Genomic DNA, 26,626 nt, shown 5'->3' on the forward strand with positions numbered 1-26,626 from the left:
TTAACGAGGAGGCAATCCCATGAACATACTCCGGGTGTATACCCTGGGGCTGGTTCTGCTGCTGTGCGCGCCCCTGGCGAGCGCCAACGAGCAGGACTGGGCGCGCTGGTTGCAGGGGCGGCTCGCCGAGCTGCCGGCCAGTGGCGCGATCCAAGCGCGTCTCGACGCGGACCTGGCGGACAGCCGGGCCCTGGCCGAGCCGCTCTACAACCCTGAACTGAACATTGGTTACGAGAACAGTGCCGAGACCACCAGAACCGTGGGGCTCAGCCAGACCCTGGATTGGTCCGGCAAGGGCCGGGTCGGTGGCCGGGTCGGTGAGGTGGCCGCGGACCTGGCGCGGGTCCGTGGCGAGAAAGCCGCCGCCGGGCTGACCGCCGACGCCCTGCGGGCGCTGATCGATTTCGACGCCGCCCGCGCTCGCCTGGCGGCGGCGCGGGAGCAGGAGCAGCGCCTGCGGAGGCTCACCGAACTGGTGCGCCGCCGCGAGCACAGTGGCGACCTGGGCCGGGTGGACGCCAGCCTGGCTTACCTGTCGCTGGCGCGGGTGCAGCGGGCCCTGGCGGAGGCGGAAAGCGCCGCCACCGCCGCCACCGTGGTGCTACGTGAACGCCTGGCGGTGACCGCCCCGGGCCGGCCCCTGCCGGACGCCGAGCGCTGGCGGCCCCTGGACGGCGAGCCGGACGCCGGCGCGCGCTTGCCCTACAGCTATGACCTGCGCCTTGCGGAGCGGCAACTGAGCCTGGCCGAACGGGCCTCGGACCTGGCCCGCAAGGAGAAAAACACCGATCCCACCCTGGGCCTGCGGGCCGGCCGCGAAGGCGGCGAGAGCCTGTGGGGCCTGGATTTCTCCCTGCCATTGCCGCTGTTCAACACCGGCGCGCCGGAATACCAGGCCGCCCTGGCCGGTACCGAGCGCCGCCGGGCGCTACTGGAGAAGACCCGCAACGACCTGCTGGCGCGTCTGGAAGGCGCGCTCACCGACTACCGGCAACGCCGCCAGCGCTGGCGGCAGTGGCGGCATCTGGCCGACGCGCCCCTGGCCGACAGCGGCGACCTGTTGGAACGGGTCTGGCGCCAGGGCGAGCTCACTACCCAGGACTATCTGCGCGCCCTGGATGAACGGCTGCAAACACGTCAGGCCGGCGTGGAGCTGCGCCAGGCCATGCAGCGGGCCTGGGTGCACTGGCTGTATGAGAGCGCGGGCCTTTCCGGCTGGCTCCGGGGGCTCGCCGATGCCCCGGCTCCCGCCGGTGAACCTGCCGTCACCGAAGCTTCCGTCACCAAACAAGGAACCACGCCATGAAACACCTTATCGCTATTCTGGCGCTGGCCCTGTGGCTGGCGCCCCTGGCCGCCGCCGAGGACGACGGCCACGACCATGAGCGCGACCATGCCACGGCCTCAGGGCCAGGCGGGGAACAGGATCACGATCCCGCGGAAATCACCCTCGACGAGAACCAGCGCGCCATGCTCGATGTGCGCGTCGAAGCCCTGCGGGCGCGTCCGGATCAGGTACGCGCGCTGACCGTGCCGGCGGAAATCACCAGCAATCAGTACCGCACCTGGGTGGTGCCGGTGCGCATCGACTCCCAGGTGCTGGCGCGGCGCGTTTCCTTGGGCCGCCACCTGGACAAAGGCGACGCCATCGCCACGCTGTTCAGCCCGGTGATGGCCGAGTTGCAAAGCGATCTGGCCACCGCCGCCGATGAATGGCGCCGCGTGGGCCAGCTTGGCCGGCGTACCGTGGGCAATCAGCGTTATCTGGACGCCCGTGGTCGTTACCAGACCCTGCGCGCCCGGGCTCTGGGTTACGGCCTTGGCGAGGCCGATCTGGAGGCCCTGGAAAAAGGCGAGGCGGAAGAGGGCGTTTATACCCTGCGTGCCCCGGATGACGGGCTGGTGCTTACCGATGCCTTTCAGCAGGGCGAGTGGCTCACCGCCGGTCGGCCCCTGGTGACCCTGGTGGACGAGTCGACTCTGTGGGCGGAAGCGGCGCTGCCGCCCCGGCCGGGCCTGAGCGTGCCGGCCGGCACCCCGGCGCGGGTGTCCGTGGACGGCACCGAGGTGGTCGGCGAGGTGATTCAGTCCGGCCACCGGCTGGACCCGGTGACGCGTACCCTGAGCGTGCGCGTGGCGGTGCCCAACCAGGATCATCTGCTGCATCCCGGCATGTTCGCCGATGTGGCCCTGCAACTGCCGTTGCCCGACGACACCCTGTCTTTGCCCGAGGAGGCCCTGACCCGTGGTCCGGACGGTGACTGGCAGGTGTTCGTGGAGCAGGAGCCGGGCCGTTACCGGGCCATGGAAGTCACCGTGCTCGATCAGCTCGAAGGCCGGCGGCGCATTACCGGCCTTGAGCCGGGCAGCCGGGTAGTCACCCGGGGCGCCTTCTTCCTGGCCGGCGAACAGGCCAAATCCGGTTTCCAGGTTCACCAGCACTGAGGAGCGACCATGTTCAATCGAATCGTGGACTGGGCGGTGGCCAACCGTCTTCTGGTCCTGCTCGCCCTGCTGGTGCTGGTCGGCGTTACCGCCTGGCGGTTGCCGAGCCTCAAGCTGGATGCTTTCCCGGATGTGACCAATGTTCAGGTGCAGGTTAACACCGAGGCCCGAGGCCTGGCCGCCGAGGAAGTAGAGCAGTTGATTACTTACCCGATCGAGGCGGTGATGTACGCCTTGCCCCAGGTCGATGAGGTGCGTTCCATCTCCAAGACCGGCCTGTCCATCGTCACCGTGGTGTTCGATGAAGGCACCGACATCTATTTCGCCCGGCAGCTGGTGTTCGAGCGGCTGCAGGCGGCGCGGGAGGATATCCCCGACGGCGTGGGTACCCCGGAGATGGGGCCCAATACCTCCGGCCTGGGGCAGGTTTACCAGTACCTGCTCACCGCTGAACCGGGCTCCGGCATTGATGCCATGACCCTCCGCAGCCTCAACGACTGGGTGGTGAAACTGCTGCTCATGCCGGTGGGCGGCGTCACCGACGTGCTCAGTTACGGGGGCGAGGTGCGCCAGTACCAGGTCAACGTGAATCCCACCCGCCTGCTCGCCTATGACCTGACCCTCAGCGACGTCATGGACACCATCCGGGCCAACAACCGCAATGCCGGTGGCTGGTATCTGGATCGCGGCGCCGAGCAGATGGTGATCCGTGGCATGGGCTGGGTGGGCCATGGCCGGCAGGGCCTGGAGGACATCGCCGCCATGCCGGTCAAGGAGGTGAACGGCACCCTGGTGCGCGTTGGCGACCTGGCGGAGGTGGGCTTTGGCCCGGAAATTCGCCAGGGCGCCCTGACCATGACCCGGCGCGACGCCGACGGCGACCCGGAGGCGCTGGGTGAAGTGGTGGCGGGCATTGTGCTCAAACGCATGGGCGCCAATACCAAGGCCACCATCGATGGCATCGAGGCGCGGGTGGCGCGCATCGAGCAGGCATTGCCCGAGGGCGTGCGTTTCGAGCCTTTCTATAATCAGGCCGGTCTGGTCGAGAAGGCGGTATCCACGGTGGTCAACGCCCTGCTGTTGGCGTTTCTGTTCATCGTGCTGGTGCTGGCGCTGTTCTTGATGAACCTGCGCGCCACCCTGCTGGTGTTGCTGTCGATCCCGTTGTCCATCGGCGTGGCGTTGCTGGTGATGGCGTCGTTGGGCATGTCCGCCAACCTGATGTCCCTGGGGGGGCTGGCGGTGGCCATCGGCATGCTGGTGGACGGCTCCGTGGTGATGGTGGAGAACATTTTCAAGCACTTGAACCGACCGGACCCGCGCCACCCTGGCACGGGCGCGCCGCCGCCCGGCGCCAGCGCGCCGGAGGGCATAGCCCTGCGCATCAAGGACGCCGCCCAGGAAGTGGCGCGACCGGTATTTTTCGCCGCCACCATCATTCTGGTGGTGTTCGCGCCGTTGTTCGCCTTCGAGGGCGTGGAGGCGAAGATGTTCGAGCCTCTGGCGGTGAGCATCATGCTGGCCATGGCCGCCGCCGTGGTGGTGGCCCTGGTGGTGGTACCGGCGTTGGCGTCATTGATGTTCCGCCGCCCGCCCCGGGAACGGGAAAACCGTCCGGTGGCGGCCTTGGAACGTGGCTACCGGCGGCTGCTGGCGCGTGCTCGGGGCGCGCGCAAGGCCGTGATCGGCGGTGCCCTGGGGCTGCTGGCGCTGGCTCTGGCCACGTTGCCCTTCGTGGGCACAGAATTCGTGCCCACCCTGCAAGAGGGCACCCTGGCCTTGCGGGTCACGCTGGCGCCGTCGTCCAGCCTGGCCACCTCCCAGGAGGTGGGCCGCAAACTGGAACGGGAATTGATGACCTTTCCGGAGGTGACCTATGCGCTCAGCCGCGTGGGCCGCGCGGAAATCGGCGGCGACCCGGAGCCGGTCAGCAACGTGGAAATCTACATCGGCCTCAAGCCCCAGGACCAGTGGACCAGCGCCAATAGCCGTGAAGATTTGCAGCGCCAGATGCTGGCGCGGCTCAACCGCCACCCCGGGCTGCTGTTCAACTTTTCCCAGCCCATCGCCATGCGCGTGGATGAGCTGCTTTCCGGGGTCAAGGCGCAGCTTGCCATCAAGCTGTTCGGCCCGGACCTGGCGGTGCTGCGGGAAAAAGGCGAGGCCATCAACCGGGTGGTGGGCGGCGTCGACGGCGCCACCGACGTGCAGCTCGAGCAGATCGCCGGCGAGGCGCAGCTGGTAGTGGAGCCGGACCGTCGCGCGTTGAGCCGTTACGGCCTCAGCGTGGACCGGGTCATGGAGCTGGTCAGCCTGGGGCTGGGTGGCGCCAGCGCCGGCCAGGTGATCAACGGCAATGAGCGCTATGACATCCAGGTGCGGTTGGCGGAGGACGCCCGCGCCAACGCCGAGCGTATCCGCGAGCTGCGTCTGGAGACCCCGGACGGTGCCTGGGTGCGTCTGGCCGATGTGGCCCGGGTGGAGCAGATCAGCGGGCCGCCGCAGATCAGCCGCGACGACGTGCAGCGCCGGGTGGTGGTACAGGCCAACGTCAGCGGCCGCGATCTGGGCTCGGTGGTGAGCGATATCCGCGCCGCCATCGACCGGGACGTGGAGCTGCCCGCCGGCTACAGCGTCGACATCGGCGGCCAGTACGAGAACCAGCAACGGGCCCAACAACGGTTGCTGCTGGTGGTGCCGGTGGCGGTGGCGTTGATCGCGCTGCTGCTGTACTTCGCGTTCGGTTCCCTGGCCCAGGCGCTGCTGATTCTGGTCAACGTGCCCCTGGCGCTGATCGGCGGCATCCTGTCCCTGGCGCTCAGCGGCCAGTACCTGTCGGTGCCCAGCTCGGTGGGGTTCATTACCTTGTTCGGCGTTGCCGTGCTCAACGGCGTGGTGCTGGTGGAAGCCATCAACGCCCGCCTGCGCGACGGCGAAAGCGTGGAGCAGGCGGTGTTCGAAGGCGCTGTCTCGCGGCTACGACCCGTGCTGATGACCGCGCTTACCTCCATGCTGGGGTTGATCCCGATGCTGCTCGCCACCGGCGTCGGCAGCGAGGTGCAGCGCCCGCTGGCGGCGGTGATCGTCGGCGGCCTGCTCAGCGCCACCGCTCTCACCCTGCTGGTGCTGCCGGCCCTTTACCCGCTGTTCTCGCGACATAAAATCCGCGAACTGCAGCGCTGACCCATGCCGCCCCGGGCCCCGGGGCGGTTCCCGGTGCTACACTGCCCGGCGATTCCAATGTCATTGTCGGTGAGGATATGCGCAAGGGACCGTTCTGGGGCTTTCTGGTGGTGTTCGTTCTGATGCTGGTTGGCAGCCTCGCGATTAATTTTCTCACCGACCATACCCTCTATCTGGCACCGGTGATCGGTCTGGCGGGCAGCGTCTGGGCCCTGCTGCGTCTGCGCGGTATCACTCATCTGGCGGGGCTGCGCATCGGCCGTAATGAAGGTCTCGAGCGTCACCGGGACTGATTGTTTTTCGTTAAGTCTCGCTTAAGTCCCCGGTTCCACCCTGCTTTGGTGATTTGGCTGAAGAGAGGACCGGGACATGACGATTACGCATGTCGCTCCGGGCTGGCGCGCCGATCCTGGCGCCCGGGATTTGCTCACGTTCGATGACTGGTGGCGGCTGCCCGCTGATTGGGTGGAACCACCCAACTTCCGGCGTGGTGGCTGGAGCGCGGTGAGCCGCTTGACGCTGCCGGGGCCCACCGGTGAAGCGGAAACCCTTTATGTAAAGCGCCAGGTGGCTCAGTTCCGGCGCACGCCGGCCACCGGAGGCCGTCTCCGGCCGACCTATTTCCACGAATTCCAGGCACTGTCCTGGTCGCCGACGCTGCCGGTGGTGGACTGGGTCTGCTACGCGGAGCGAGGCGACCAGGCGATCCTGGTGACCCGGGCGCCACGGGGGTTCGTGCCGCTGTCCGTGCTGGCCGGGCGAATGCCCGGAGCGCATCTGGCCTGCGCGCTGGTATCGGTGGGCGCCGCCCTGGCGGTGCTGCACCGGCGCCGTCTTCAGCATGGCGCCTGCTACCCGGACCATATTCTGGTGGACCCGATCACTCTGCGGGTAAGGCTTTTGGATCTGGAACGTTGGCGTCGCCGGCTGACCGTGGCCGCCGCCGCCCGCTCCGATCTGGATCAACTGTTGCGCCGGGCGCCCTTTCTGGACCAGGCCGGTCGCGACAGCCTGCTGCGTACCGCCGGCCTTTACGCTCCCGGCTTGAAGCTGCCCGCGCCTCGCGCGCCCGATGGAATCCCTGATTATGTCTGAACAAACCCTGCCGGACCGGCGCCGCGTAAAAGCGGAGCCGAGCGCGGTACAGCATTACACGCGGCGCAAGCCCGCCAAGCACCACGCGGAAATGGCGCTGGTGGCGCGGGCGTTTCCGGCCTTGCCGCCCGGGTCGCGGGTGCTTGACGCGCCATGCGGCGCCGGCCGCCTGAGCCTGTGGCTGGCGGAACGGGACCTGCGCGTGGCGGCCCTGGATCTTGGTTCCGCGGCGGTGGTTCACACCCGGACTTTGCTGGCCACCGATGGCGCGGACGCCGAGGTGCGCGAGGGCGATGTGTTCGCGCTGCCCTGGGAGGACCGGGCCTTCCAGGCGGTGGTGTGCTTCCGCCTGCTGCATCACTTCCAGGAGCGCGCCCGGCGCCTTGCTCTGGTGCGCGAGATGGCGCGGGTCTGTGACGGTTACCTGCTGGTGTCTTACTTGTCGCCGTGGTCATTCACCGGCCTCAAGCGGCGCCTGCGCGCCGCCCTGGGCGGTCGCCGCCACCGCCAGAACCATACGTCCCTGAGCGAGCTGGTGGCGGACCTGAAGGCGGAAGGTTTTCAACTGGATCGCGACCTTGCTCAGCGGCGTTTTCTCCATTCGCTGCACCTGGCCCGCTTCGTGCGCAAGAGCCGCTAATGGAATTCGCCCGCGCCACCCGACCGCTACGGTTCTTATGCTCCGGAGGCATGGCGACCCTGGTCCACTGGCTGTCGATGGCCGGATTGATCGCGGTGGGTCTGGCGCCGGCGGTCGCCACCGCCGGTGGTGCCCTGGCCGGGGCGACCACTAATTACCCCCTGCAGCAAAAGTGGACCTTCGCAGGCGACCGTCCCGCCGGCGCGCTCCCCGGTTACGCGGTGACCTGTGTACTGGGCTGGGTATTGAACGGCGTGTTCTTTGTATTCCTTCACCAGACGCTGGCGCTGGCGGTGGCGCCGGCCCAGGTATTGACCACCGCTCTGGTGGCGTTGAGTAACTACACGCTCTACAAAAGGTGGGTCTTCCATGACGGCTCTCATCCCACGGGTTAGAACCATGGCGGAACCGGTGATCAGCCTGGTGGTGCCGTTCTACAACGAGCGCGAAGTGTTGCCGGAATGCGTGGCAAGACTGGCGCGGGTGATGGCGGGCACCGGTCTGCCGTTCGAGGCGGTTTTCGTTGACGACGGCGGTACCGATGGCGGCGCTGAATGGCTGATGGCGCGATGCACCGAGCGCCCCTGGATTCGCGTGGTGCGTTTGTCCCGGAACTTCGGCAAGGAGGCGGCGCTTACCGCCGGCCTGGATCATGCCCGCGGCGAGGCGGTGGTGGTGCTGGACGCGGACCTTCAGGACCCGCCCGAGTGCATACCAGCGATGATCCAGCGTTGGCGCGCCGGCGCCGACGTGGTGCTCATGCAGCGCCGCTCGCGGCCCGGCGAAACCCGCCTTAAACGGATCAGCGCTCATCTCTTTTATCGTTTGCTGCGTGGTTTGAGCCGCTCGGACATTCCCGCCGATACCGGGGACTTCCGGTTGATGAGCCGGCGCGCGGTGGAGGCGATAAGACGGCTGGACGAGCGCAACCGGTATATGAAGGGGCTGTTCGCCTGGGTCGGTCTGCCCACCGTGGTATTGCGCTATGACCGTGAGGCGCGGGTCGCCGGCGATAGCAAGTGGGGGTATTGGCGACTGGTGGGCCTGGCGCTGGAAGGCATCACCTCGTTTTCCGTGGCGCCGTTGCGTTGGGCGGCGGTGATTGGTGCCCTGGCCGCCATGCTGGGAGGGGGCTACGGATTGTGGATCATCGCCAAGGCGCTGATGTTCGGGGTGGCGGTACGCGGTTATCCCTCCCTGACGGCGCTGATTACTTTTCTTGGCGGGCTGCAGTTGCTGACCATCGGCATCGTGGGCGAGTACGTCGGCAAGGTGTATCTGGAAACCAAGCAAAGGCCGATCTATCTGGTGCGTGACGTGGTGGATCGCGCCAGCCTCCGCCGCGAGCCGGCGCCGCCCCGGCGCCGCTCCCTGGGAGTGCCCCATGCGGATGCCGGCTAGCCGCCGGATCGCGCCGTGGGTGTTGCTGGCGGTGGTCGTGTTAAGCCGGTTGCCGACCATGGCGCTGCTGCCTCTCACCGATACCACCGAGGCGCGCTACGGCGCCATTGCCCGGCTGATGGCGGTGACCGGCGACTGGATCACGCCCTGGTTTGCCCCCGGCGTACCGTTCTGGGGCAAGCCGCCGCTGGCGTTCTGGGTACAGGCACTGTCTTTTCTGACTCTGGGCGGCAACGAGCTGGCGCTGCGCCTGCCGTCCTGGCTGGCCTGTCTGCTGATCCTGGCGTTGGTGGCCCGTTACGCGCGCAGCCTGAGCGGCCGCGATAGCGCCCCGGTGGCGGCACTGATCGCGGCGTCATCCGGTTTGCTGTTCGTGTGCGCCGGCGCGGTGCTTACCGATCCGTTCCTGGCTCTGGGAACCACTACCTCCCTGGTTGCCGCCGGGCTGGTACTGCGTGGTGAGGGGCGGCCCTGGGGCGCGTTGTTCTTTCTCGGTCTGGTGGTGGCGTTGCTGGCCAAGGGGCCACTGGCCCTGGTGTTGGTGGGCACGCCGTTGTTCGTGTGGGCGCTATGGAGCGGTGGCTGGTGGCAACTGTGGCATCGGCTACCCTGGTGGCGCGGCGGGCTGGTCACGCTGCTGCTGACGTTGCCCTGGTACCTGGCCGCCGAACACAAGACGCCGGGGTTCCTGCATTACTTCATCGTTGGCGAGCACTTTCAGCGTTTCCTCGACGCCGGCTGGTCCGGTGACCGTTATGGCACCGCCCACGACCAGCCTCGGGGCACCATCTGGTTACTGACGCTGTACGCCGCCTTCCCCTGGTCCCTGTGGGCGCTGGTGCTACTGCCGGCCCGGCTCCGTGATGCCGAGGGGCGCGCCCGGCTGCGCGCGGCGCTCCGCGATAACGACAACCGGTTGCTGATTCCGGCCGCCTTCGTGCCTACTCTGTTTTTCACCTTTTCCGGAAATATTCTGGCCACCTATGTGCTGCCCGGGTTGCCGTTCATGGCGTTGTTGTTGACCCGGGCCCTGGGCGGGCGCGGGCGGGCATCGCGCTGGGTGCCGGGGCTGGCGCTGACGGTGCCGGTGTTGTCCCTGGTGGCGGGCGCCTATGTGCTCGCGAACCCGGGCACCCTGCGTACCGAAAAGGCGTTGCTGGCCTGCTATCAACGGCAGCCCGCCGCCCTCCGGGCGCCCCTGGTGTATCTGGACGAAGTGCCGTTCTCGGCCCGTTATTACGGCCGCGAGGCGCCTCGCGTCTGGACACCGGAGCAGGCCCGGCAGGCGCTCCGGTCGGCGCCCGGGCGACCGCTTTATCTGGCGGTGCGGCCCCGGGAGCGGGCCGCTTTTGAGCGCGGCCTGTCGGTGCCGTTGTTCGCGCTGGCGAAGGATCGTCGCTACCTTCTGCTTACCAATGTGCCGGTGGGGGCGGAGGGGTGCCGCTGAGCGTTGGCCCGGAAAAATCGATGGCACCGCGTCAATGGTTCAATCCATCGCCGGTGTCGGGCGGCGTATCCTGAAGGTCCATATCGGGAGAACGTCATGTCCTACATCGCTTACCTCACCCACGGTGGTGGCCCGCTGCCGCTGCTGAACGACCCCGGCCACCGGGAGCTGGTGGCGTCTCTGCGGGAGCTGGCGGCGGTCGCGCCGACGCCGAAGGCGATCCTGTTGGTGAGCGCCCATTGGGAAGCGTCGCCGGTGTCGCTGACCGGCCATCCGTCGCCGTCGTTGATCCACGACTACTACGGCTTCCCGGAAGCGGCCTACTCGCTGCGCTATCCGGTGCCGGGGCAGCCGGCGCTGGCGGAAAGGGCCCGGGCGCTGTTGGAGGACGCCGGGGTGCCGGCATCGGTGGACCAGGAACGCGGTCTGGACCACGGCGTGTTCGTGCCTCTGTCGCTGATGTACCCGGCGGCGGACGTGCCGGTGGTGGAGATGTCGGTGCATTCCTCCCTGGAGCCGGCTCTGCACCGGCGGCTGGGCGCGGCGCTGGCGCCGTTGCTGAATGATGGCGTGGCGCTGATCGGCTCCGGCTCCTCATTCCACAACATGGCGGTGCTGATGGGCCGGGACCGTTCGCCGGCCGCCCTGGAAGCAAACCGGGCGTTCGAGGACTGGCTGCGCGACACCCTGGCCGAGCCTGGGCTGTCGACGCTCGAACGGGGGCGGCGGCTGGATCAATGGCGGGCCGCGTCGGGCGGCGCGTTCGCCCATCCCCGCGAGGAACACCTGATGCCGGCGCTGGTGTGCGCCGGCGCCGCCGGTGACCGGCCCGGGCGGGTGTTCGCCGGCCGCATGGGCGCGGCGAACGTCAGCTCGGTGCTGTGGGTTTAGGGCGCTAGCCGGCGTCGGCGTGGGGGGCTAGCCGGCGGCCTGGAGCAGTGAGCCCAGGGCCAGCACGCCGAGGAAACCCACCGTGTAGGCCACCAGCAGGTAGCCGGAGTACTTCAGGTAGCTGCCGAAGGTGAGACCGTCCACCTTGCTCATCGCCACCACGCCGGCGGCGGAGCCGATCACCAGCAGGGAGCCGCCCACGCCCACCGCGTAGGTCAGGGTCAGCCACTGATCCAGGGTCATGCTGATGCCGGAGTTGAGCAGGGCGGCGGTCAGCGGCACGTTATCGAACAGCGACGACACCAGGCCCATCACATAGTTGGCGGCCAGCGGTGGCAGGAAGTCGTAGAGTTTCGGGAAGTAGGCCAGCACCCCCTGTTCCTTGAGCATGCCCACCAGCAGCAGTACGCCCAGGAAGAACAGCAGGGTGTCGAACTCGATCTTGCGGATGTAATCCAGGGTCGGCTCGTCGCGGTTCAGGAACTGCACCACCATGAACATCAGCGACAGCCCGAACAGGAACGTCAGCACCGGCGGAATGCCGAAAAACACATTGCCGAAAATGGTGCTCAGGATGGTGCAGAAAAACAGCACCGCCACCGCCTTGTCGCCGTTGGCGACCTCGGTGTGGCGCTTCTCCATCACCAACTCCCCGGTCAGGCCCCGGGACAGCAACAGCGACAGCACCGCCACCGCCATGAAGGCCGGCAGGCTGAGCAGAATCAGATCCGGGATTTCCACCTTGTCGGCCAGGAAAATCATCAATGTAGTGACATCGCCGGTGATCAGCGCTGTGCCGCCGGCGTTCACCGAGAACACCACCAGCACCACGTAACGCAGCATTTTCTCCCGGGGCAGACGCAGGTTCATCAGCACCGCGATGCACACCAGGGTGGCGGTGATGTTGTCGGCCATGGACGAGAAGCAGAACGCGAACAAGCCGGTGAGCAGCATCAGCTTGCGTTCGCTCATGCGCTCCGGCAGCAGGGCGTTGACGATGCCGTCGATCACCCCTTTGTGCGACAGATACGCCACCAGGGTCATGGCGGCCATCAGGAACAGCCACAGGGAGGCGATGTCGAGCAGGTTGTCATCCAGGGACGCCATCAACCCTTCAAGGGTTTCGCCGGCCGGGGGAAAGATGAAATGCAGCACCCAGACCAGGGACCCGAAGAACAGGGTGGTCTTGGCTTTATCGATGTGGACCAGGTCCTCCGCCACGATGGACACGAACCCGAGAGCCACGAGAACAAGCAGCACAACGGACATTGGGGTACTTCCAGGCAGGACTGCGGGAATGAGGCGGGGGCGATTCTAACCCCGGAGGGTCAAGAAAGCGACCTAACCGAAAGGAGCAATCGGCTTCAACCATGGTCGTGGCGGCACAGCCGGTGGTCTCCAAGCACCTCGATGACTCCGCAGTGGGCCACGTCGCCGCCGGCGCAGCGCCGGATCATGCGGTCCAGCTCGTCGCGCAGGGCGGTGAGCGCGCGGATACGATCGGCCACCGCGTCCCGGTGGCGCCGGGCCATGGCGTCCACGGCGGCACAGTCCCGATGTTTCCGGTCGCACAGATCAAGCAGCTCGCGGATGGCGCCGATGCTGAAGCCCAGTTCACGGCCATGACGGATGAAATGCAGCCGCTCCCGGTGGCGGTCGGCATAGCGGCGCTGGTTGCCGTCGCTGCGCGCCGGTTCCGGCATCAGGCCGATCTTCTCGTAGTAGCGGATGGTTTCCACCTTGCAGTCGGTGGCGCGGGACAGGGCACCGATGGAGTACATGTTTTTCCTTCTCGTTGTCCGTCATTGGAACCTGTAATGATTACAGGTATCGCGCCGGGTGTTCAGTGAAGCGGACGTGGTTTGGTCAATACGCGCTGGATATGGTCATCATTCGGTGACATATTTGATGCTTCCCGGGCGTTGTCCATTCCCGTGCCGAACCGCCGGGGTCAGGAGGTTAGCATGCGTACCACCATCAACATCGACGATGAACTGCTGGCCGAAGCCCAGCGGCTGTCCGGCGTCAAGGAGCGCACCCAGCTTATCCGCCAGGCCCTGGTGGCGCTGATCGAGCGCGAGAGCGCGCGCCGGCTGGCGCGGCTGGGTGGCTCCGAGCCGGACCTGGAGGTGGCGGCCCGTCGGCGCCCGGATTACCGGTGAGCGCCGCCGCCTCCATGGTGCTGGTGGATACCTCGGTGTGGGTCGACCATCTGCGCGCGGGCGACGCGGGTCTGGTGCGCCTGCTCGAGGCGGATCGGGTGCGCATGCATCCGTTCGTGGTGGGGGAGCTGGCCTGTGGCAACCTGGCCCGCCGCGATGAAGTCCTGGAGCTGCTGCGTGGCCTGCCCGGCGTGCCGGTGGCGGACCAGGACGAGGTGCTGTTTCTGATCGAGCGGCACGGTTTGATGGGGCGGGGCATCGGGTTCGTCGACGCCCATCTGTTGGCCGCCACGCGGCTGAGTCAGGCCACCAGCCTGTGGACCCGCGACCATCAGCTGGCCGAGGCGGCCCGGCGGCTTGGCGTGGATGGCACGCCCGGGCCGATGATTCACGACCGGGCTTGAACCTGTAGCCACTACAGGTGTTTTACTGGCGCCATCGCACCCAAGGAGGCTATTTCATGCCCCATGACCACGGCCACCATCATGGCCACGCTCACGGCCACGCCCATGGCGCGGCGCCGAATCTGAACGGCGCCTTCGCGCTGGCCATCGCCCTGAACCTGGGCTTCACCGCCGTGGAATTCGTCTACGGTTTCCTGGCGCACTCTTCGGCGCTGATGGCCGATGCCGGCCACAACCTGTCCGATGTGCTCGGCCTGGTGCTGGCCTGGGTGGGTGCGTTGCTCGCCCGCCGCGTGCCGGACAACCGCTTCACCTACGGCCTGCGCGGCAGTTCCATCCTCGCCGCCCTGGGCAACGGCATGTTCCTGATGATCGCCTGCGGCGCCATCGGCTGGGACGCCGTCCGCCGTCTCATGGACCCGCCGGAGGTGGCCTCGGTGACGGTGATGGTGGTGGCCGCCATCGGCGTGCTCATCAACACCGTCTCCGCCTGGTTGTTCGTGAAGGGCAGCAAGGAGGACCTGAACATCCGCGGCGCCTTCCTGCACCTGGCCGCCGACGCCGCGGTGTCCGTGGGCGTGGTGCTGGCCGGCCTGGCGATCCTCTACACCGGCTGGAACTGGCTGGACCCGGTGGTCAGCCTGGTGATCACCGTGGTGATCGTGGCCGGCACCTGGGGCCTGTTGAGGGATTCCCTCAAGCTGGCCCTGAACGGCGTGCCCGACAACGTCGACCTGCCCGAGGTGGACGCCTGGCTGCGTGACCGCGAGGGCGTGCTCGACACTCACGACCTGCACATCTGGGGCATGAGCACCACGGAAACCGCCCTCACCGTGCACCTGGTGATGCCCGACGGCCACCCCGGCGACGCCTGGCTGGACCGTCTCGCTGAGGATCTGCAAAGCCGCTTCGGCATCGATCACAGCACCCTGCAGGTGGAGCGCGGCGACAGCGAGCACGTCTGCGTGCTCCACGGCCACGCTCACTGATCCGTACGCCTGTCTGTTTGAAGGAGATTTCTCATGGCCTGTTGTGAACCGGAACTGGACCGTCAGGCACCGCCGGCCTACCGGCGGGTGCTCATCGCGGTGCTGGTCATCAATCTGACAATGTTCGGCGTGGAGGTACTGGTGGGGATATTCACCGGCTCCCGGGCCCTGCGTGCCGATGCCCTGGATTTTCTCGGCGACGCCGCCACCTACGGGCTCACGCTCTGGGCCCTGGGGCAGTCCCTGGTCTGGCGGACCCGCGCCGCGCGCATCAAGGGGTACTCCCTGTTGGTGCTGGGCCTGTTGGTGCTCGGCGACAGCCTGGTGAGTCTGTTTCATGGCGTGACCCCGCCCGGCGGCATGATTTCCGCCATCGGCGCCCTGGCGCTCACCGCCAATGTCACCAGCCTGTTGTTGCTGCTGCGCTATCGCGATGGCGACGCCAACATCCGTTCCGTGTGGCTGTGTACCCGCAATGACGTGATCGCCAATCTGGCGGTGATCGGCGCCGGTCTGCTGGTGCTCGCCACCGGCAGCCGCTGGCCGGACCCGCTGGTGGCGCTGGGCATCGCCGCGCTGTTCACCCACAGCGCCGTGGCGATTCTGCGCCAGGCCAACGACGAGGCGCGCGCGGGGCGGTCGCCGTCGGTCGGTTGTTGCGGCGGAGAATGAGCCGCGCGCGTTGGCAGGCGCCGCCGGGCGCGTTAGGCTGCCGGCGTTTCCCGCTCGAATCCGGCATGCCATGAGTTTCAAGAACGAAGATCTGATCGCCGTCTGCCAGCGCACCATGCCCTTCGGCAAGTACCAGGGGCGGCCGCTGGTGGACCTGCCCGAGGCTTATCTCCTGTGGTTCGCCGATCGTGGTTTTCCGCGTGGCGAGCTGGGCCGTCTGATGGCCCTGGCGATGATTCTGAGCGTGGAGAATCTTACCCATCTGGTGGCGCCGTTTCGGGAAGGCGGTGACGGCTGAGCGTGCACGCTGGTTGCGTGTGGTGCTCATATTGTTTGCATCTTTTCGCGCTAGGGTGGGCCTATTCCTAATGCAGGCGATTTCGTGATGGGTTGGATCAAGCGTCATCCTTGGGTGTCTCTCTCCGTGCTGGTTCTGGTGGTCGCGCTGGGCGCCTGGTTGTGGCCCGCCGGCGACGGCGGCGCCGGCCAGTGGCGCACCGCCGAGGTGGAGCGCACCGACATCGAGGATCTGGTCACCGCCCTGGGCACCCTGGAGCCGCTGGATTACGTGGACGTGGGCGCCCAGGTGTCCGGGCAGTTGGAGAAGCTCCACGTGGACGTGGGCGACACCGTCAAGGAAGGCCAGTTGCTGGCGGAGATCGATGCCTCCGTGCAACAGGCCCGGGTGGAAGAGGGCAAGGCGCAACTGGACGCCCTGCGCGCGCAACTGGAGCAGCAGCACGCCGAGCTGGAACTGGCGCGCCTGCAGTTCGAACGCCAGGAGCGGCTGCGCGAAGCGGACGCCACCAGCGACGATGCCTGGCAGAGCGCCCGCGCCACCCTGGCCACCACCCGCGCCCAGATCAAGGTGCTGCAGGCACAAATCAAGCAAACCCAGTCTTCCCTGGAAGGCGATCAGGCGACCCTGGGGTACGCCACCATCTACGCGCCCCGGGACGGTACCGTGGTGACCCTGGAGGCGCGCCAGGGCCAGACCCTGAACGCCAATCAGACCACGCCCACCCTGATGCGCATCGCCGACCTTTCCACCATGACGGTATCCACCCAGGTGTCCGAGGCGGACGTGGACCGGCTCTCGCCGGGCATGCCGGTGTATTTCAATACCCTGGGCAATGGCGAGGCGCGTTACGACAGCACCCTGCGGCAGGTGCTGCCGACCCCGGAGGAAGTGAACAACGTGGTGCTTTATACCGCCGAGTTCGATATCGACAACCCGGAGGGGCGCCTGATGTCCGGCATGACCGCCCAGGTGTTCTTCGTGGTCAACGCCGCCGACAACGCCCTCAGTGTGCCCGCCGGCGCGGTCAAACGGGACGCCGAAGGCACCTATGTGCGGGTGCTGTCGGCCAAGGGCGCGCCGCGCCGCCAGGCGGTGAAAACCGGGGTCACCGATCGGGTGCGCACGGAAATCACCGAGGGATTGGAAGAAGGACAAACCGTGGTGGTGGGGCAGGTTCAGGCCAAGCAAAGTGATGAACCCCGGCGCCGGGGTCTGTTCTGATGACCCCGCTGATCGAGCTGACCGGGATTCGCAAGCGTTATCCCGGCGGCGAACAGGACGTGGAGGTGCTGCACGGCATTGATCTGCGCATCGACGCGGGCGAGTTCGTGGCGATCATGGGCAGCTCCGGGTCCGGCAAGTCCACCCTGATGCACATCCTCGGTTGCCTGGACCGGCCCAGCGATGGGCAGTACCGGTTCGCCGGCCGTGACGTCAGCGAGCTGGATCACCAGGAACTGGCCTGGCTGCGCCGCGAGATGTTCGGGTTCGTGTTCCAGAGCTACCATCTGATCGGTACCGCCAGCGCTTGGGAAAACGTGGCGCTGCCCGCCATCTACGCCGGCCTGTCCCGGGACGAGCGCCGCGAGCGGGCCTGTCATCTGCTCGCCGGGCTGGGCCTGGGCGAGCGCCTGGATCACCGGCCCAATCAGTTGTCCGGCGGCCAGCAGCAGCGCGTTTCCATCGCCCGGGCATTGATGAACGGTGGCCGGGTGATCCTCGCCGACGAGCCCACCGGTGCCCTGGATAGCGCCAGCGGCGACGCCGTCATGGCGCAACTGCAGAGCCTGGCGGACCAGGGCCACACGGTGATCGTGATCACCCATGACCCGGAGGTGGCCGCCCACGCCGACCGGGTGGTGGAGCTGCACGACGGCGACATTCTGTCCGATACCCGCCGACGGCCGTCCCGGGCCGCGCCGGAAACGGCGCCGGATACCCTGAGCCCGCCCCGTGAATCCGCGTTGCCGGAGTTCGGCGAGGTGGCCGAGGCGGTGATCATGGCGTTGCGCTCACTGCGCGCCAACTGGCTGCGCACCCTGCTTACCCTGCTGGGGATCGTGATCGGCGTGGGCGCCGTGGTGGTGATGCTGGCCATTGGCCAGGGCGCCAAGCAGGACGTGGTGGCGCGCATCGGCGACATGGGCACCGACCTGCTGGTGATCCGCCCGGACCGCGGCCAGCGGCGGGTTTCCGACGGCGTTATCGCCACCCTGGTGCCGGCGGACGCGGAAGCGCTGCGGGAGGTGCCCAATGTGCGCATGGCGGTGCCGGAAATTTCCGGCAGCGTCACGGCCCGGGCCCAGGGCCGCGACATCACCACCAGCGTCAAGGCGGTCTCCAGCGACTATCCTTCCCTGCGCGACTGGCAGCCGGTGAACGGTATCTTTTTCTCGCAACGGGACCAGGATCGCTACGCGCCGGTGGCGGTGATCGGCCAGACCGTCCGTGAGAACCTGTTCGGCGACGCCGATCCTCTGGGCCAGTTCGTGTTGCTCGACAGCATCCCCTTCCAGGTGATCGGCGTGATGGGCGAGCAGGGCGCCACCAATTGGGGCGACGACCAGGACGATGTGGTGTTCGTGCCGCTGTCCACCGGCACCCTGCGTCTGTTCGGCCAGAATTACCTGCGTTCCATCACCCTGGCGGTGGACGACGTGGACCAGATTGACGTCACCGAGCAGGCGGCGGTGGAATTGCTGACTCAGCGCCACGGCACCGAGGACGTGCGCGTGTTCAACATGGCGTCGCTGCTGGACATGGTCTCCGACACCCAGAACACCCTGACCATGCTGCTCGGTTCCATCGCCGCCATTTCCCTGCTGGTGGGTGGCATCGGGGTGATGAACATCATGCTGGTGAGCGTCACCGAGCGCATTCATGAGATCGGTATCCGCATGGCCACCGGTGCTCGCCAGCGCAATATCCTGCAGCAGTTTCTCACCGAGGCGGTGGTGGTGTCGGCGCTGGGCGGTTTGATCGGCGTGGCGCTGGGCGTGGCGGTGGGGCTGCTGCTGCGGCTGTTCGGCCTGCCGATCCTATTTTCCGCGCCGGTGGCGGTGGCCGCTTTCCTGTGCGCGGCGGTGATTGGCCTGGTGTTCGGGTTCGCGCCGGCGCTCAAGGCGGCGCGTCTGAATCCGGTGGAGGCCCTATCCAATGAATAAAGGCCCAATGAACAAAGGTTTCAAAGTACAGGCCGCGCGCCACAAGCGGGTGCTGGCCATGCTGGCGCTGTCCCTGGTGGTATCCGGCTGCGCGGTACGCTCCGGGCTGGAGACGCCGCGGCCGGAGGCGCCGGAACAATGGGAGAACCAGCTCGCCGACAGCCGCGCGGCGGTAACGAACCCGGCCTGGTGGCAGGGCTTTGGCAGTGATGAACTGAACCAGCTGGTGGCCCGCGCGCTGACCGACAACACCGACCTGCAGGCCGCCGCCGCCCGGGTGCTGCAGGCGGAAGGGCGTTTGCAGCAGGCCGGCTCGTCCCTGTTTCCGAGTTTGTCGCTGGGAGGCGGCGCCTCTACCTCCGGCACCTTCGGAGGCGGCGATGGCGGCGACCAGTTCCAGGTCAACGCCAATGCCAGCTACGAGCTGGATCTGTGGGGGCGGTTGCGCAACAACAAGGCAATCGCCGAGGCCAACCTGGACGGCAGCCGTTTCGACCGTGACGCGGTGCGGCTCACGGTGCTTTCCAGCGTCGCCAGCACCTACCTGCAATGGCGCTACCTCCAGGATCGCCTGACCCTGGCGGAAGATAGCCTGGCCCTGGCCGAGCGCGTGCTCGAGGTGGTCGAGGCCAAGGTACGTTACGGCGCTGTCTCGCCCCAGGATCTGGCCCAGCAGCGCACCCTGGTGGCCAATCAGCGGGCCGCCCTGCCGGACCTGCGCCAGCAAACCCGGGAAACCCGCTATGCGCTGGCGGTGCTGGTGGGCGAAACGCCCCAGGGGTTCGTGCCTCGCGGAGGCGGCCTGGCGGCGCTGGAAGTACCGGACATTCAGCCCGGGCTGCCCGCCGACGTGCTCGCCCAGCGGCCGGACGTGGGCAGCGCCCTGGCTGGCCTGATGGCCGCCGATTACGGCGTGGCCGTGGCCCGTACCGCCTACTGGCCGTCGCTGACCCTGACCGGCAGCGCCGGTTACGCCAGCAGCTCCCTGGGTGACCTGTTCGACGGCGACGCGGTCTACAACCTGGCCGCCTCCCTCGGCCAGTTGATCTTCGACGGCGGCCAGACCCGTGGCGAGAACACCGTGGCCCGGGCCGCCTGGCTGGAGCAGGTAGCCACTTACCGGGGCGTGTTGCTCTCCGCGCTGTCCGAGGTGGATCAGAGCCTGGGCGCGGTCAACGCCCTGGACGAGCAGGGTGCTCATCGTCGCGAGGCCCTGGCCCAGGCCCGGCGTGGTTTCGAGATCGCCGAGGCGCGCTACCGGGAGGGCGAAATCGAGCTGACTTCGGTGCTCGATGCCCAGACCAGCCTGATCAGCGCGCGCCAGAACCTGCTGGAACTGCGCTACAACGAGCTGGTGGCCCGCGTCACCCTGTACCGGGTGCTGGGGCAGGGGCTGGCGAGCCCGTTATAATCGCGGCATGTCGATTCCCCTGGTTTATCACCCGAGCTACAGCTTCCCGTTCCCGGCACGCCACCGCTTTCCCATGGAGAAGTTCCGGCTCCTCCATGAGCGGCTGCGCGACGCCGGCATCGCCGGGGCGGGCAACCTGCACCGCCCGGGCCGGGCGCGCGCGCCCCTGCTGTCGCTGGCCCACTGCCCGGACTATCTGGATCGTTTCCTGAACAACCGCCTCGACGACAAGGAAGCCAAACGCATGGGGCTGCCCTGGAGCGAGGAGCTGGCGCGGCGTACCTGCATCGCGCCCATGGGTACCCTGGTTACCGCCCAACTCGCCCTCAAGCATGGCATTGCCTGTCATCTGGCGGGCGGCACTCACCATGCGCATTACGACTTTGGCTCCGGCTTTTGCATTCTCAATGATCTGGCGATCACCGCCCGGGCGTTGCTGGCCGAGCAACGGGTGCGGCGGGTGCTGATCTTCGATTGCGATGTTCACCAGGGCGACGGTACCGCCGCTATCCTCGCCAGCGAGCCCCGCGCCTTTACCTGCTCGGTGCATTGCGAAAAAAACTTTCCCACCCGCAAGATGCACAGTGACCTGGACGTGGGCCTGCCGGTGGGGCTGGGCGATGACGACTACCTGGCCATTGTCACCGACACCCTGGATGGCCTGTTGGGCGCGCTGCGTCCGGATCTGGTGTTGTACGATGCCGGGGTGGATGTCTATCAAGGCGATCCGCTCGGGCGCCTGTCCCTGAGCCTGGCCGGCCTGGCGGAACGCGAACGTCGGGTGCTGGCGCTTTGCCGCGATCATGACGTGCCGGTGGCCACGGTGATCGGTGGCGGCTACGACGATGACCGCGCCGCCCTGGCCCGCCGCCATGCCCTGGTGGTCGAGGCGGCCCATTCATTGTGGAGGTAGTGGTGAGAAAAGCCCTGTTGATCATGGCCCACGGCAGCCGCGCGGAGGCCGCCAACGAGGAGTTCAAGGCGTTGGTGGACGCGGTGGCGGAGACCACCCGGGAAGATTACGCCGCCGTGTTGCCGTGCTTTCTGGAACTGGCCCGGCCGTCGCTGCTGGAAGCCTTGCAGCAACTGGAGCACCAGCCGGTGGATACCGTCTATGTTTATCCGCTGTTCTTCAACAACGGCAAGCACGTGGCCACCGACATCCCCGCCCAGGTGGAAGAGGCCCGCGAGCGCCACCCGCACCTGACCATCGAATTGCTGGAGTACTTCGGCACCGCGCCGGGGCTGGCGTCACTGGTGCGCGAGCACATCGCCGGGCAATAGCCTGGTGTGAACAGGCCCTAGAACGTTTTTGCCACGATCAACCCGCCCCACAGCACATTGCGGTCGGCGGTGCCTTCGCGCACTTCCGAGGTGTGGCCGCGCAGTACATAACTGAGCCGCCAGCCGTTGGTGAACGAGCGGGTGTAGCCCAGCCAGGCTTCCAGGATCAGGTGGTTCAACTCGTCGCTGTCGTAGGTCACCTCGCTGTCGCGGAACTGACCCTGAAGAAAGGCGTTGTAGCCCCGCGCCACCACGGCGGCGCCGCCCCACACGTAGCTCTCGGTGGGTGCCGGGCCGCCCACGCCCCGGGAGGAACCGTCCGCGTAGCTGGCCAGCTCCGGGTTGAATTTCCACCACCGGTCGGCGATGCGTCCGCCCCGGAAACTCAGGCTCCAGCGCGCCTCGGTGAGGTAGCCGGCGGAAGCCTGCAGGGTGCTTTTTACTTCCAGGTTATCCGACGACGGATTCAGATATTTCTGCCTTGCCAGGGTGTAGCGGGCGGTGGGTTCGCCGCCTTCGCTGACCTGATGCTCCCAGCCTTCCGCGTGTTCGCTGCCGATCACCTTGTGCACCGCGTTCTGGCCGTTGCCGACGATCGCCAGGCCCAGAGCGCCAAGGGTCAGGCTGCTGTGCCAGGCCACGTTCTCGTCCCGGTCGATCCGTACCCGGGACTGCGACATGTAGAGCAGGCTGGCGTAGGGTCGGTCGTCGTACAACGGCGCCGAGGCTTCCTTGTCTTCCGGGGTGAAGCCGAACAGGCCGAACTCAACGCTATGACCGTCGATGCGTTCGCGGGCGTGGTCGCCCACGGCGAACAACCGGTCCAGGCCGGTCAGCACCGGGTTCAGGGAATACCAGACGTCGCGGGCGCTCCGGCCAGTGTGGGAAAAACTCAGGCCGTAGGTGTAATCCTGGTCGCGACCGGTGGGCACCAGGGCGTCGTTGTCGAACGCGAACGACCAGCTTTCCCGCTCCGGCTCCCGGGTCGGGTCCGACCGTGGCCGGCGGGGCGTTCGCTCCTCGCCGTCGAGCATGGCCAGCCGCGGGTTGTCGCGGTCAATGAAGGCCGCTGTGGTGGCCGGCGCCGATTGCGCCAGGGACGCGGGCGCGGTGATAACACCGATCAGAAACGCGGCGCCCAGCAGGCCGCTTTTAAGGTGAACGCCTCGCGTTCGGGAGGCGTGTTCGAATGCATCGTCCATCGTTCTCCGTTCCACGGAAATAGGTTTGCCGGATCCCGCCGCCAGGAGAGTGCCGGTATCCGGGAGCGCTATCCTGCAAGGCGCGCCGCCGGAGGCGGTAGGTCAAAGCTGGGCTTTTCTTGCCTGTTTCTGCGTCGCGGTAGGGTCTGCGTGGCGATGTTGTTAGTAGCCGTCCTGGCCGTGGCCGGGATCCTTCCCATGACGGTGCCCGCAGGCGCCGCCGTCGATCGATAGCATTGGTGATCGCGGAACGATGCGCGAGAGGGGGGATGTAAAAGCTTGTGCAAGCCGGGTGTGGACGTGATCACGTCCACACCCGGTTGTCGACGGGTTCGACGGTTCAGCGAAGCTGGTAGGTCACGGTGGCCATGACACTGCGCTCGGCGCCGAAGTAGCAGTAGTTGAGTGAATAGCAGGACGCCACGTATTCCTTGTCGAGCAGGTTGTTGGCGTTGACCCGGGCGCTCAGACCGTCGATACCGAGATGGCTGAAGTCATAACCGAGTGCCGCGTCCACCAGGGTGTAGGACGGCACTTCCCGAGTATTCTCCCGGTCCGCCTGAATGCCCTCGGTGTAGCGTACCCCGGCGCCCAGGTCGAAGCCCGCCATGGGGCCCTGGTCGAAGCGGTAATGGCCCCAGGCGGTGGCCTGGTTGCGGGGAGCCTGGTTGACCCGGTTGCCTTCGATCCCGGGCTCCGCCTTGCTGTATTCGATGTCGGTGTAGGTGTAGCTGCCCTGTACCCGGAAGCGGTCGGTGAGCAGGGTCTGTGCTTCCAGTTCCACACCCCGGGAGCGGATTTCACCGACCGGCACATAGAACGGGTTCTGCGGTTCACGGATCGCCAGGTTCTCCTGGTCGATGTGGAACAGCGACAGGGTGTAAAGGCCACGGCCGTCGCGGGGCTGATACTTGACGCCGGTTTCGTACTGGGTGCCTTCGGTAGGCTTCAGCGGGTCGCCGTTCTGGTCGGTGTAGACGCTTGGGTTGAACGACTCCGAGTAGCTCAAATAGGGCGCGAGACCGTTGTCCAGGCGGTAGAGCACGCCGGCCCGGCCGCTGAACTGCTCCTCGTCCTGGCTGGAGCGGGCACCGGTGTCCTGATTGACGTTGGCGGTACGCACCCAGTCGTAGCGGCCCCCCAGGGAGAAACGCCAGCGGTCCAGCGCGATCTGGTCACTAAGATAGACGCCGGTCTGGATCAGTTTGCGCTCATGGGGCACCGGGTCGCCAATGGCGGTGGGGGCCGCGCCGTACACTGGATCGAAGGCGTCGATGGCGGGGAAGGCTCCGCTGCTCCAGGCCGCGTCCACATCGCGGTGCTGGTAGTCGGCGCCAATCAGCAGGGTGTGTTGAAGATCGCCGGTGGCGAAGTCGGCGCGGGCCTGGTTGTCCACGGTGTAGGCATCGAGCTGTTCATCGGCGCCGGAATAGTAACGGCTGAGCTGATCACTGTTGCCCACCCACTGGTAGGAATACACCTGCTGCAGCTTCACGTCGCTGGTGATGTAGCGGAAATTCTGCCGCAGGCTCCAGGTGTCGTCGATGAAGTGCTGGAGCTGGTAGCCGAGCATTTTCTGAGTGCGCTCGAACTGCTCGTAGTCCGGCTCGCCTTCGAAGAAGGTGTTGTCGATATAGCGGCCGTTGCGGCGGTACAGGCTGCCCTCGGCGGGCACGCCGCTGTGGCTGCCACCTTGCGGATCGTCCTGGTAGTAGGCCATCAGGTCGAGCAGGGTGTTGTCGCCCAGTTCCAGGGTCAGGCTGGGCATGATCGCCCGGCGTTCCTGTTCCAGATGATCGAACTGGGTGTCGCCCTTGTCGGTCAGGCCCACCAGCCGATAGGCGACCCGGTCATTGACCGGACCGGAGAAATCGAAGCCCGCGCCCCGATAGTTGTTGGTGCCGACGCCAAAGCGCAGTTCCTGGCGGGTTTCGAACAGCGGTTTCTTGCTGGTCAGGTTGACCAGGCCGCCGGGGGAGGCGCGACCGTACAGCACCGAGGTCGGGCCCTTGACGATTTCCACCCGTTCCAGGAAATAGGGGTCGATCTGCATGGAGCTGAAGGTGCCCCCATCGCCCATGGTCTTGAGGCCATCCAGATAGATGTTGTCGATGCTGTCGTCGGAGAAACCACGCAGCGACACATAGTCATAGCGCTTGGACGCGCCGATCTGGTCGGTGAACACGCCCGGGGTATAGCGCAGGGCCTGCTGAACGGTGTCCGAACCCTGTTCCTCGATCTGCCCGCGACGTACCACGGAGATCGATTGCGGTGTTTCCAGGGTGGGCGTGTCCACCTTGGTGGCTACCTGGGCGTTCACCGCCACCGGGGCCAGGGTGCTTTCGGTTACCGGCGCCGGTTCCAGGGTGATGCTGCCGTCGTCGTTGACCTGGTAGCGCAGGCCGCTACCGGCCAGTAGATGACTCAGGGCCTGGGGCGCGCTGTAGTCACCGCGCAGCGCCGGGCTCCGCTTGTCCCGGGTGATGTCGGCTTTGTAGAGCAGCTGCACGCCGGTGGCTTCGGCCAGTTCCGCCAGGGCGGCATCCAGGGGCTGGGCCTGGATGTCGAGCTGCGCCGCCCGGACGGGGCCGAGCAGCATCAACCCGGCGGCGAGCAGCGCCAGGCGGGGGTAATTCATTGATTTCATGGAGTCGGTACCCTTTTTCAAAACGATGCAAATAGAAACCATTCGCGACAAAGGCACCCAGGAAGACGATGGCGGCTTCCATTTCTGAACCCCAAGAAGAATTTTTTTTCGTTTAATACAGCACCACCACGCCGGGCAGCTTCAGCGCCCGTACCGGCAGGGTCTGGGTAAGGGCGCTCAGCACCGCCTCGGGCTGGTCGGTGGAGAAGGTACCGCTTACCCGCCGTCCGGAGAGATCTTCGTTGAGCAGGACCAGCCGGTCCGGATGGTAGGGCCGTAGATCGCCGAGCAACTCGCCCAGGGGGCGGTCGCGGAATACCAGTCGCCCCCGCGCCCAGGCCAGCACGGCGTCGGCATCCACCGCCGTCACCTGGCCGATGTGGCCGTCGCGCCAGTGTACTTGCTGGTCGGCGGTGAGATGCCGCTGGCGGCGCCCATCGCCGGCCACCACGCTGCCCTCGGCCACGGTAAGGCGCACCGTGCCATCCCGGTGGCGCACCTCGAAGCGGGTGCCGGTGACCCGTACCCGGGCGTCGCCGGCGCGCACCAGGAACGGGTGGGCCTTGTCCCTGGCCACCTGGAACAGGGCTTCGCCACGCACCACTTCCACCCGGCGATGGTCGCCGGTGACGTCGATGTTGATGGCGCTGCGACCGTTCAGGGTCACCCGGCTGCCATCCGCCAGGGTCAGGGTGCGCTGCTCGCCGGTGCCGGTGCGCGCGTCCGCGGTCCACACCGACCAGGGCAGGCCGGCGGCCACCACGAGCAGCACTGCCACCGCCGCCAGCAGGGCGCGGCAATGGGCCAGGGCGCGGGCGATGTACTTGCCCGCCATGCGTTCGGATACCCCCAGTCGCTGGCCGATTTCGCGCTGGCTGACGCCATCCAGCCGATTCCACAGCAGTGCCTGGCGCTGGTGCTCGGGAAGATCCGCCAGGGCGTTGTTGAGGCCGTCCACCGCCTGGGCGCTGCGGGCGGCGGATTCCGGTGTCGGGGTGTCGCTTTCCAGGCTCAGACCAGGGTCGGTGAGGGCCACGGTGGTGGGGCGGCGGCGTTGCTGGCGGAGATGGTCGATCAGCAGGTTGCGGGCGATGCGGAACACGAAGGCACGGGGATTGCGTGGCGTCTCCTGCTGGCCCTCCAGCCGGCGCAGACGCAAATACACCTCATGGCACAGATCGGCGGCCTGTTCCGGCGATTCCAGGCGTCGGCACAGGTAGCCATTGAGTTCCCGGGCGTGCTGTTGAAAGAGGTCGTCGGCCTGCATGGGGTGGCGCCCGCCCCAAGG

Annotated in this window: 25 protein-coding genes; 20 read left to right on the forward strand and 5 right to left on the reverse strand. The window is 67.1% G+C overall.

Annotation, left to right across the window (positions count from 1 at the left end):
• Window positions 1-19 precede the first annotated feature (19 nt).
• The 10 genes from ACLD02_RS02745 (at window position 20) to ACLD02_RS02790 (ending at window position 11,102) form a co-directional block, all read left to right on the forward strand.
• The gene (locus ACLD02_RS02745; RefSeq protein ID WP_410297864.1) at window positions 20-1,306 is read left to right on the forward strand and encodes a TolC family protein; all 1,287 of its coding nucleotides are present in this window, start codon (window positions 20-22) and stop codon (window positions 1,304-1,306) included.
• On the forward strand, window positions 1,303-2,445 hold the full coding sequence (locus tag ACLD02_RS02750; protein WP_410297865.1) for an efflux RND transporter periplasmic adaptor subunit: 1,143 nt from the start codon (window positions 1,303-1,305) through the stop codon (window positions 2,443-2,445). Before ACLD02_RS02745 ends, ACLD02_RS02750 begins: the two co-directional genes overlap by 4 nt.
• A gap of 9 nt (window positions 2,446-2,454) precedes the next feature.
• The gene (locus ACLD02_RS02755; RefSeq protein ID WP_410297866.1) at window positions 2,455-5,628 is read left to right on the forward strand and encodes an efflux RND transporter permease subunit; all 3,174 of its coding nucleotides are present in this window, start codon (window positions 2,455-2,457) and stop codon (window positions 5,626-5,628) included.
• A 77-nt stretch (window positions 5,629-5,705) separates the two neighbouring features.
• Window positions 5,706-5,921 (forward strand): hypothetical protein, encoded by a 216-nt coding sequence (locus ACLD02_RS02760; RefSeq protein WP_203103691.1) that lies wholly within the window; start codon window positions 5,706-5,708, stop codon window positions 5,919-5,921.
• Between the two features lie 76 nt (window positions 5,922-5,997).
• Window positions 5,998-6,723: a lipopolysaccharide kinase InaA family protein gene (locus ACLD02_RS02765; RefSeq protein WP_410297867.1), complete on the forward strand. Its 726-nt coding sequence runs from the start codon at window positions 5,998-6,000 to the stop codon at window positions 6,721-6,723.
• Window positions 6,716-7,363, forward strand: a complete 648-nt coding sequence (locus ACLD02_RS02770; RefSeq protein ID WP_203103688.1) for a class I SAM-dependent methyltransferase — start codon at window positions 6,716-6,718, stop codon at window positions 7,361-7,363. The genes ACLD02_RS02765 and ACLD02_RS02770 overlap by 8 nt, the downstream gene beginning before the upstream one ends.
• Window positions 7,363-7,758, forward strand: coding sequence for a GtrA family protein (locus ACLD02_RS02775; protein ID WP_410297868.1), 396 nt, complete (start codon window positions 7,363-7,365; stop codon window positions 7,756-7,758). Before ACLD02_RS02770 ends, ACLD02_RS02775 begins: the two co-directional genes overlap by 1 nt.
• Window positions 7,733-8,764: a glycosyltransferase family 2 protein gene (locus ACLD02_RS02780; RefSeq protein WP_410297869.1), complete on the forward strand. Its 1,032-nt coding sequence runs from the start codon at window positions 7,733-7,735 to the stop codon at window positions 8,762-8,764. The genes ACLD02_RS02775 and ACLD02_RS02780 overlap by 26 nt, the downstream gene beginning before the upstream one ends.
• Complete coding sequence (locus ACLD02_RS02785; protein WP_410297870.1) at window positions 8,748-10,211, forward strand: phospholipid carrier-dependent glycosyltransferase; 1,464 nt, start codon at window positions 8,748-8,750, stop codon at window positions 10,209-10,211. The genes ACLD02_RS02780 and ACLD02_RS02785 overlap by 17 nt, the downstream gene beginning before the upstream one ends.
• 96 nt (window positions 10,212-10,307) lie before the next feature.
• Window positions 10,308-11,102, forward strand: a complete 795-nt coding sequence (locus tag ACLD02_RS02790; RefSeq protein ID WP_410297871.1) for a DODA-type extradiol aromatic ring-opening family dioxygenase — start codon at window positions 10,308-10,310, stop codon at window positions 11,100-11,102.
• 27 nt (window positions 11,103-11,129) lie between these two features.
• On the opposite strand, the gene nhaD is transcribed toward ACLD02_RS02790, so the two are convergent.
• Both nhaD and ACLD02_RS02800 read right to left on the reverse strand, forming a co-directional pair.
• Complete coding sequence (gene nhaD, locus ACLD02_RS02795) at window positions 11,130-12,371, reverse strand: sodium:proton antiporter NhaD (protein ID WP_410297872.1); 1,242 nt, start codon at window positions 12,369-12,371, stop codon at window positions 11,130-11,132.
• Between the two features lie 95 nt (window positions 12,372-12,466).
• Window positions 12,467-12,883, reverse strand: coding sequence for a MerR family transcriptional regulator (locus tag ACLD02_RS02800; protein ID WP_410297873.1), 417 nt, complete (start codon window positions 12,881-12,883; stop codon window positions 12,467-12,469).
• A 183-nt stretch (window positions 12,884-13,066) separates the two neighbouring features.
• On the opposite strand from ACLD02_RS02800, the gene ACLD02_RS02805 reads away from it, so the two are divergent.
• The 10 genes from ACLD02_RS02805 (at window position 13,067) to ACLD02_RS02850 (ending at window position 21,489) form a co-directional block, all read left to right on the forward strand.
• On the forward strand, window positions 13,067-13,264 hold the full coding sequence (locus ACLD02_RS02805; RefSeq protein ID WP_203103669.1) for a type II toxin-antitoxin system VapB family antitoxin: 198 nt from the start codon (window positions 13,067-13,069) through the stop codon (window positions 13,262-13,264).
• A complete protein-coding gene (locus ACLD02_RS02810) occupies window positions 13,261-13,668 on the forward strand; it encodes a type II toxin-antitoxin system VapC family toxin (RefSeq protein ID WP_410297874.1) in 408 nt (135 codons plus the stop codon). The genes ACLD02_RS02805 and ACLD02_RS02810 overlap by 4 nt, the downstream gene beginning before the upstream one ends.
• Before the next feature lie 56 nt (window positions 13,669-13,724).
• A complete protein-coding gene (locus ACLD02_RS02815; protein WP_410297875.1) occupies window positions 13,725-14,657 on the forward strand; it encodes a cation diffusion facilitator family transporter in 933 nt (310 codons plus the stop codon).
• A gap of 33 nt (window positions 14,658-14,690) precedes the next feature.
• Window positions 14,691-15,329, forward strand: a complete 639-nt coding sequence (locus ACLD02_RS02820) for a cation transporter (RefSeq protein WP_410297876.1) — start codon at window positions 14,691-14,693, stop codon at window positions 15,327-15,329.
• A gap of 70 nt (window positions 15,330-15,399) precedes the next feature.
• Window positions 15,400-15,627: a DUF3820 family protein gene (locus tag ACLD02_RS02825; RefSeq protein ID WP_203103663.1), complete on the forward strand. Its 228-nt coding sequence runs from the start codon at window positions 15,400-15,402 to the stop codon at window positions 15,625-15,627.
• An 87-nt stretch (window positions 15,628-15,714) separates the two neighbouring features.
• A complete protein-coding gene (locus ACLD02_RS02830; protein WP_410297877.1) occupies window positions 15,715-16,851 on the forward strand; it encodes an efflux RND transporter periplasmic adaptor subunit in 1,137 nt (378 codons plus the stop codon).
• Window positions 16,851-18,794: a MacB family efflux pump subunit gene (locus ACLD02_RS02835; RefSeq protein WP_203103659.1), complete on the forward strand. Its 1,944-nt coding sequence runs from the start codon at window positions 16,851-16,853 to the stop codon at window positions 18,792-18,794. Before ACLD02_RS02830 ends, ACLD02_RS02835 begins: the two co-directional genes overlap by 1 nt.
• Window positions 18,795-18,801: 7 nt before the next feature.
• A complete protein-coding gene (locus ACLD02_RS02840; protein WP_410297878.1) occupies window positions 18,802-20,205 on the forward strand; it encodes an efflux transporter outer membrane subunit in 1,404 nt (467 codons plus the stop codon).
• 7 nt (window positions 20,206-20,212) lie between these two features.
• Window positions 20,213-21,118 (forward strand): histone deacetylase, encoded by a 906-nt coding sequence (locus tag ACLD02_RS02845; protein ID WP_410297879.1) that lies wholly within the window; start codon window positions 20,213-20,215, stop codon window positions 21,116-21,118.
• Between the two features lie 2 nt (window positions 21,119-21,120).
• Window positions 21,121-21,489: a sirohydrochlorin chelatase gene (locus ACLD02_RS02850; protein WP_410297880.1), complete on the forward strand. Its 369-nt coding sequence runs from the start codon at window positions 21,121-21,123 to the stop codon at window positions 21,487-21,489.
• Between the two features lie 17 nt (window positions 21,490-21,506).
• Here ACLD02_RS02850 and ACLD02_RS02855 read toward each other — a convergent pair whose 3' ends face one another.
• The 3 genes from ACLD02_RS02855 to ACLD02_RS02865 all read right to left on the reverse strand — a co-directional run bounded on the left by ACLD02_RS02855 (window position 21,507) and on the right by ACLD02_RS02865 (window position 26,605).
• The gene (locus tag ACLD02_RS02855) at window positions 21,507-22,691 is read right to left on the reverse strand and encodes a lipid A deacylase LpxR family protein (protein ID WP_410297881.1); all 1,185 of its coding nucleotides are present in this window, start codon (window positions 22,689-22,691) and stop codon (window positions 21,507-21,509) included.
• 340 nt (window positions 22,692-23,031) lie between these two features.
• Window positions 23,032-25,338: a TonB-dependent siderophore receptor gene (locus ACLD02_RS02860; RefSeq protein ID WP_203103651.1), complete on the reverse strand. Its 2,307-nt coding sequence runs from the start codon at window positions 25,336-25,338 to the stop codon at window positions 23,032-23,034.
• A gap of 112 nt (window positions 25,339-25,450) precedes the next feature.
• Entirely contained in the window at window positions 25,451-26,605 is a 1,155-nt protein-coding gene (locus ACLD02_RS02865) for a sigma-70 family RNA polymerase sigma factor (RefSeq protein ID WP_410297882.1), read from the reverse strand.
• Between the last annotated feature and the right edge of the window lie 21 nt (window positions 26,606-26,626).

Source organism: Alloalcanivorax sp. C16-2, assembly GCF_046507615.1.
GTDB classification, from domain to species: Bacteria; Pseudomonadota; Gammaproteobacteria; order Pseudomonadales; family Alcanivoracaceae; genus Alloalcanivorax; species Alloalcanivorax marinus_A.

Coding starts and splice junctions, on each gene's coding strand:
- ACLD02_RS02745 (WP_410297864.1), top strand. CDS start 20: ATGAACATACTCCGGGTGTATACCCTGGGGCTGGTTCTGCTGCTGTGC.
- ACLD02_RS02750 (WP_410297865.1), top strand. CDS start 1,303: ATGAAACACCTTATCGCTATTCTGGCGCTGGCCCTGTGGCTGGCGCCC.
- ACLD02_RS02755 (WP_410297866.1), top strand. CDS start 2,455: ATGTTCAATCGAATCGTGGACTGGGCGGTGGCCAACCGTCTTCTGGTC.
- ACLD02_RS02760 (WP_203103691.1), top strand. CDS start 5,706: ATGCGCAAGGGACCGTTCTGGGGCTTTCTGGTGGTGTTCGTTCTGATG.
- ACLD02_RS02765 (WP_410297867.1), top strand. CDS start 5,998: ATGACGATTACGCATGTCGCTCCGGGCTGGCGCGCCGATCCTGGCGCC.
- ACLD02_RS02770 (WP_203103688.1), top strand. CDS start 6,716: ATGTCTGAACAAACCCTGCCGGACCGGCGCCGCGTAAAAGCGGAGCCG.
- ACLD02_RS02775 (WP_410297868.1), top strand. CDS start 7,363: ATGGAATTCGCCCGCGCCACCCGACCGCTACGGTTCTTATGCTCCGGA.
- ACLD02_RS02780 (WP_410297869.1), top strand. CDS start 7,733: ATGACGGCTCTCATCCCACGGGTTAGAACCATGGCGGAACCGGTGATC.
- ACLD02_RS02785 (WP_410297870.1), top strand. CDS start 8,748: ATGCGGATGCCGGCTAGCCGCCGGATCGCGCCGTGGGTGTTGCTGGCG.
- ACLD02_RS02790 (WP_410297871.1), top strand. CDS start 10,308: ATGTCCTACATCGCTTACCTCACCCACGGTGGTGGCCCGCTGCCGCTG.
- nhaD (WP_410297872.1), bottom strand. CDS start 12,371: ATGTCCGTTGTGCTGCTTGTTCTCGTGGCTCTCGGGTTCGTGTCCATC.
- ACLD02_RS02800 (WP_410297873.1), bottom strand. CDS start 12,883: ATGTACTCCATCGGTGCCCTGTCCCGCGCCACCGACTGCAAGGTGGAA.
- ACLD02_RS02805 (WP_203103669.1), top strand. CDS start 13,067: ATGCGTACCACCATCAACATCGACGATGAACTGCTGGCCGAAGCCCAG.
- ACLD02_RS02815 (WP_410297875.1), top strand. CDS start 13,725: ATGCCCCATGACCACGGCCACCATCATGGCCACGCTCACGGCCACGCC.
- ACLD02_RS02820 (WP_410297876.1), top strand. CDS start 14,691: ATGGCCTGTTGTGAACCGGAACTGGACCGTCAGGCACCGCCGGCCTAC.
- ACLD02_RS02825 (WP_203103663.1), top strand. CDS start 15,400: ATGAGTTTCAAGAACGAAGATCTGATCGCCGTCTGCCAGCGCACCATG.
- ACLD02_RS02830 (WP_410297877.1), top strand. CDS start 15,715: ATGGGTTGGATCAAGCGTCATCCTTGGGTGTCTCTCTCCGTGCTGGTT.
- ACLD02_RS02835 (WP_203103659.1), top strand. CDS start 16,851: ATGACCCCGCTGATCGAGCTGACCGGGATTCGCAAGCGTTATCCCGGC.
- ACLD02_RS02840 (WP_410297878.1), top strand. CDS start 18,802: ATGAACAAAGGTTTCAAAGTACAGGCCGCGCGCCACAAGCGGGTGCTG.
- ACLD02_RS02845 (WP_410297879.1), top strand. CDS start 20,213: ATGTCGATTCCCCTGGTTTATCACCCGAGCTACAGCTTCCCGTTCCCG.
- ACLD02_RS02855 (WP_410297881.1), bottom strand. CDS start 22,691: ATGGACGATGCATTCGAACACGCCTCCCGAACGCGAGGCGTTCACCTT.
- ACLD02_RS02860 (WP_203103651.1), bottom strand. CDS start 25,338: ATGAAATCAATGAATTACCCCCGCCTGGCGCTGCTCGCCGCCGGGTTG.
- ACLD02_RS02865 (WP_410297882.1), bottom strand. CDS start 26,605: ATGCAGGCCGACGACCTCTTTCAACAGCACGCCCGGGAACTCAATGGC.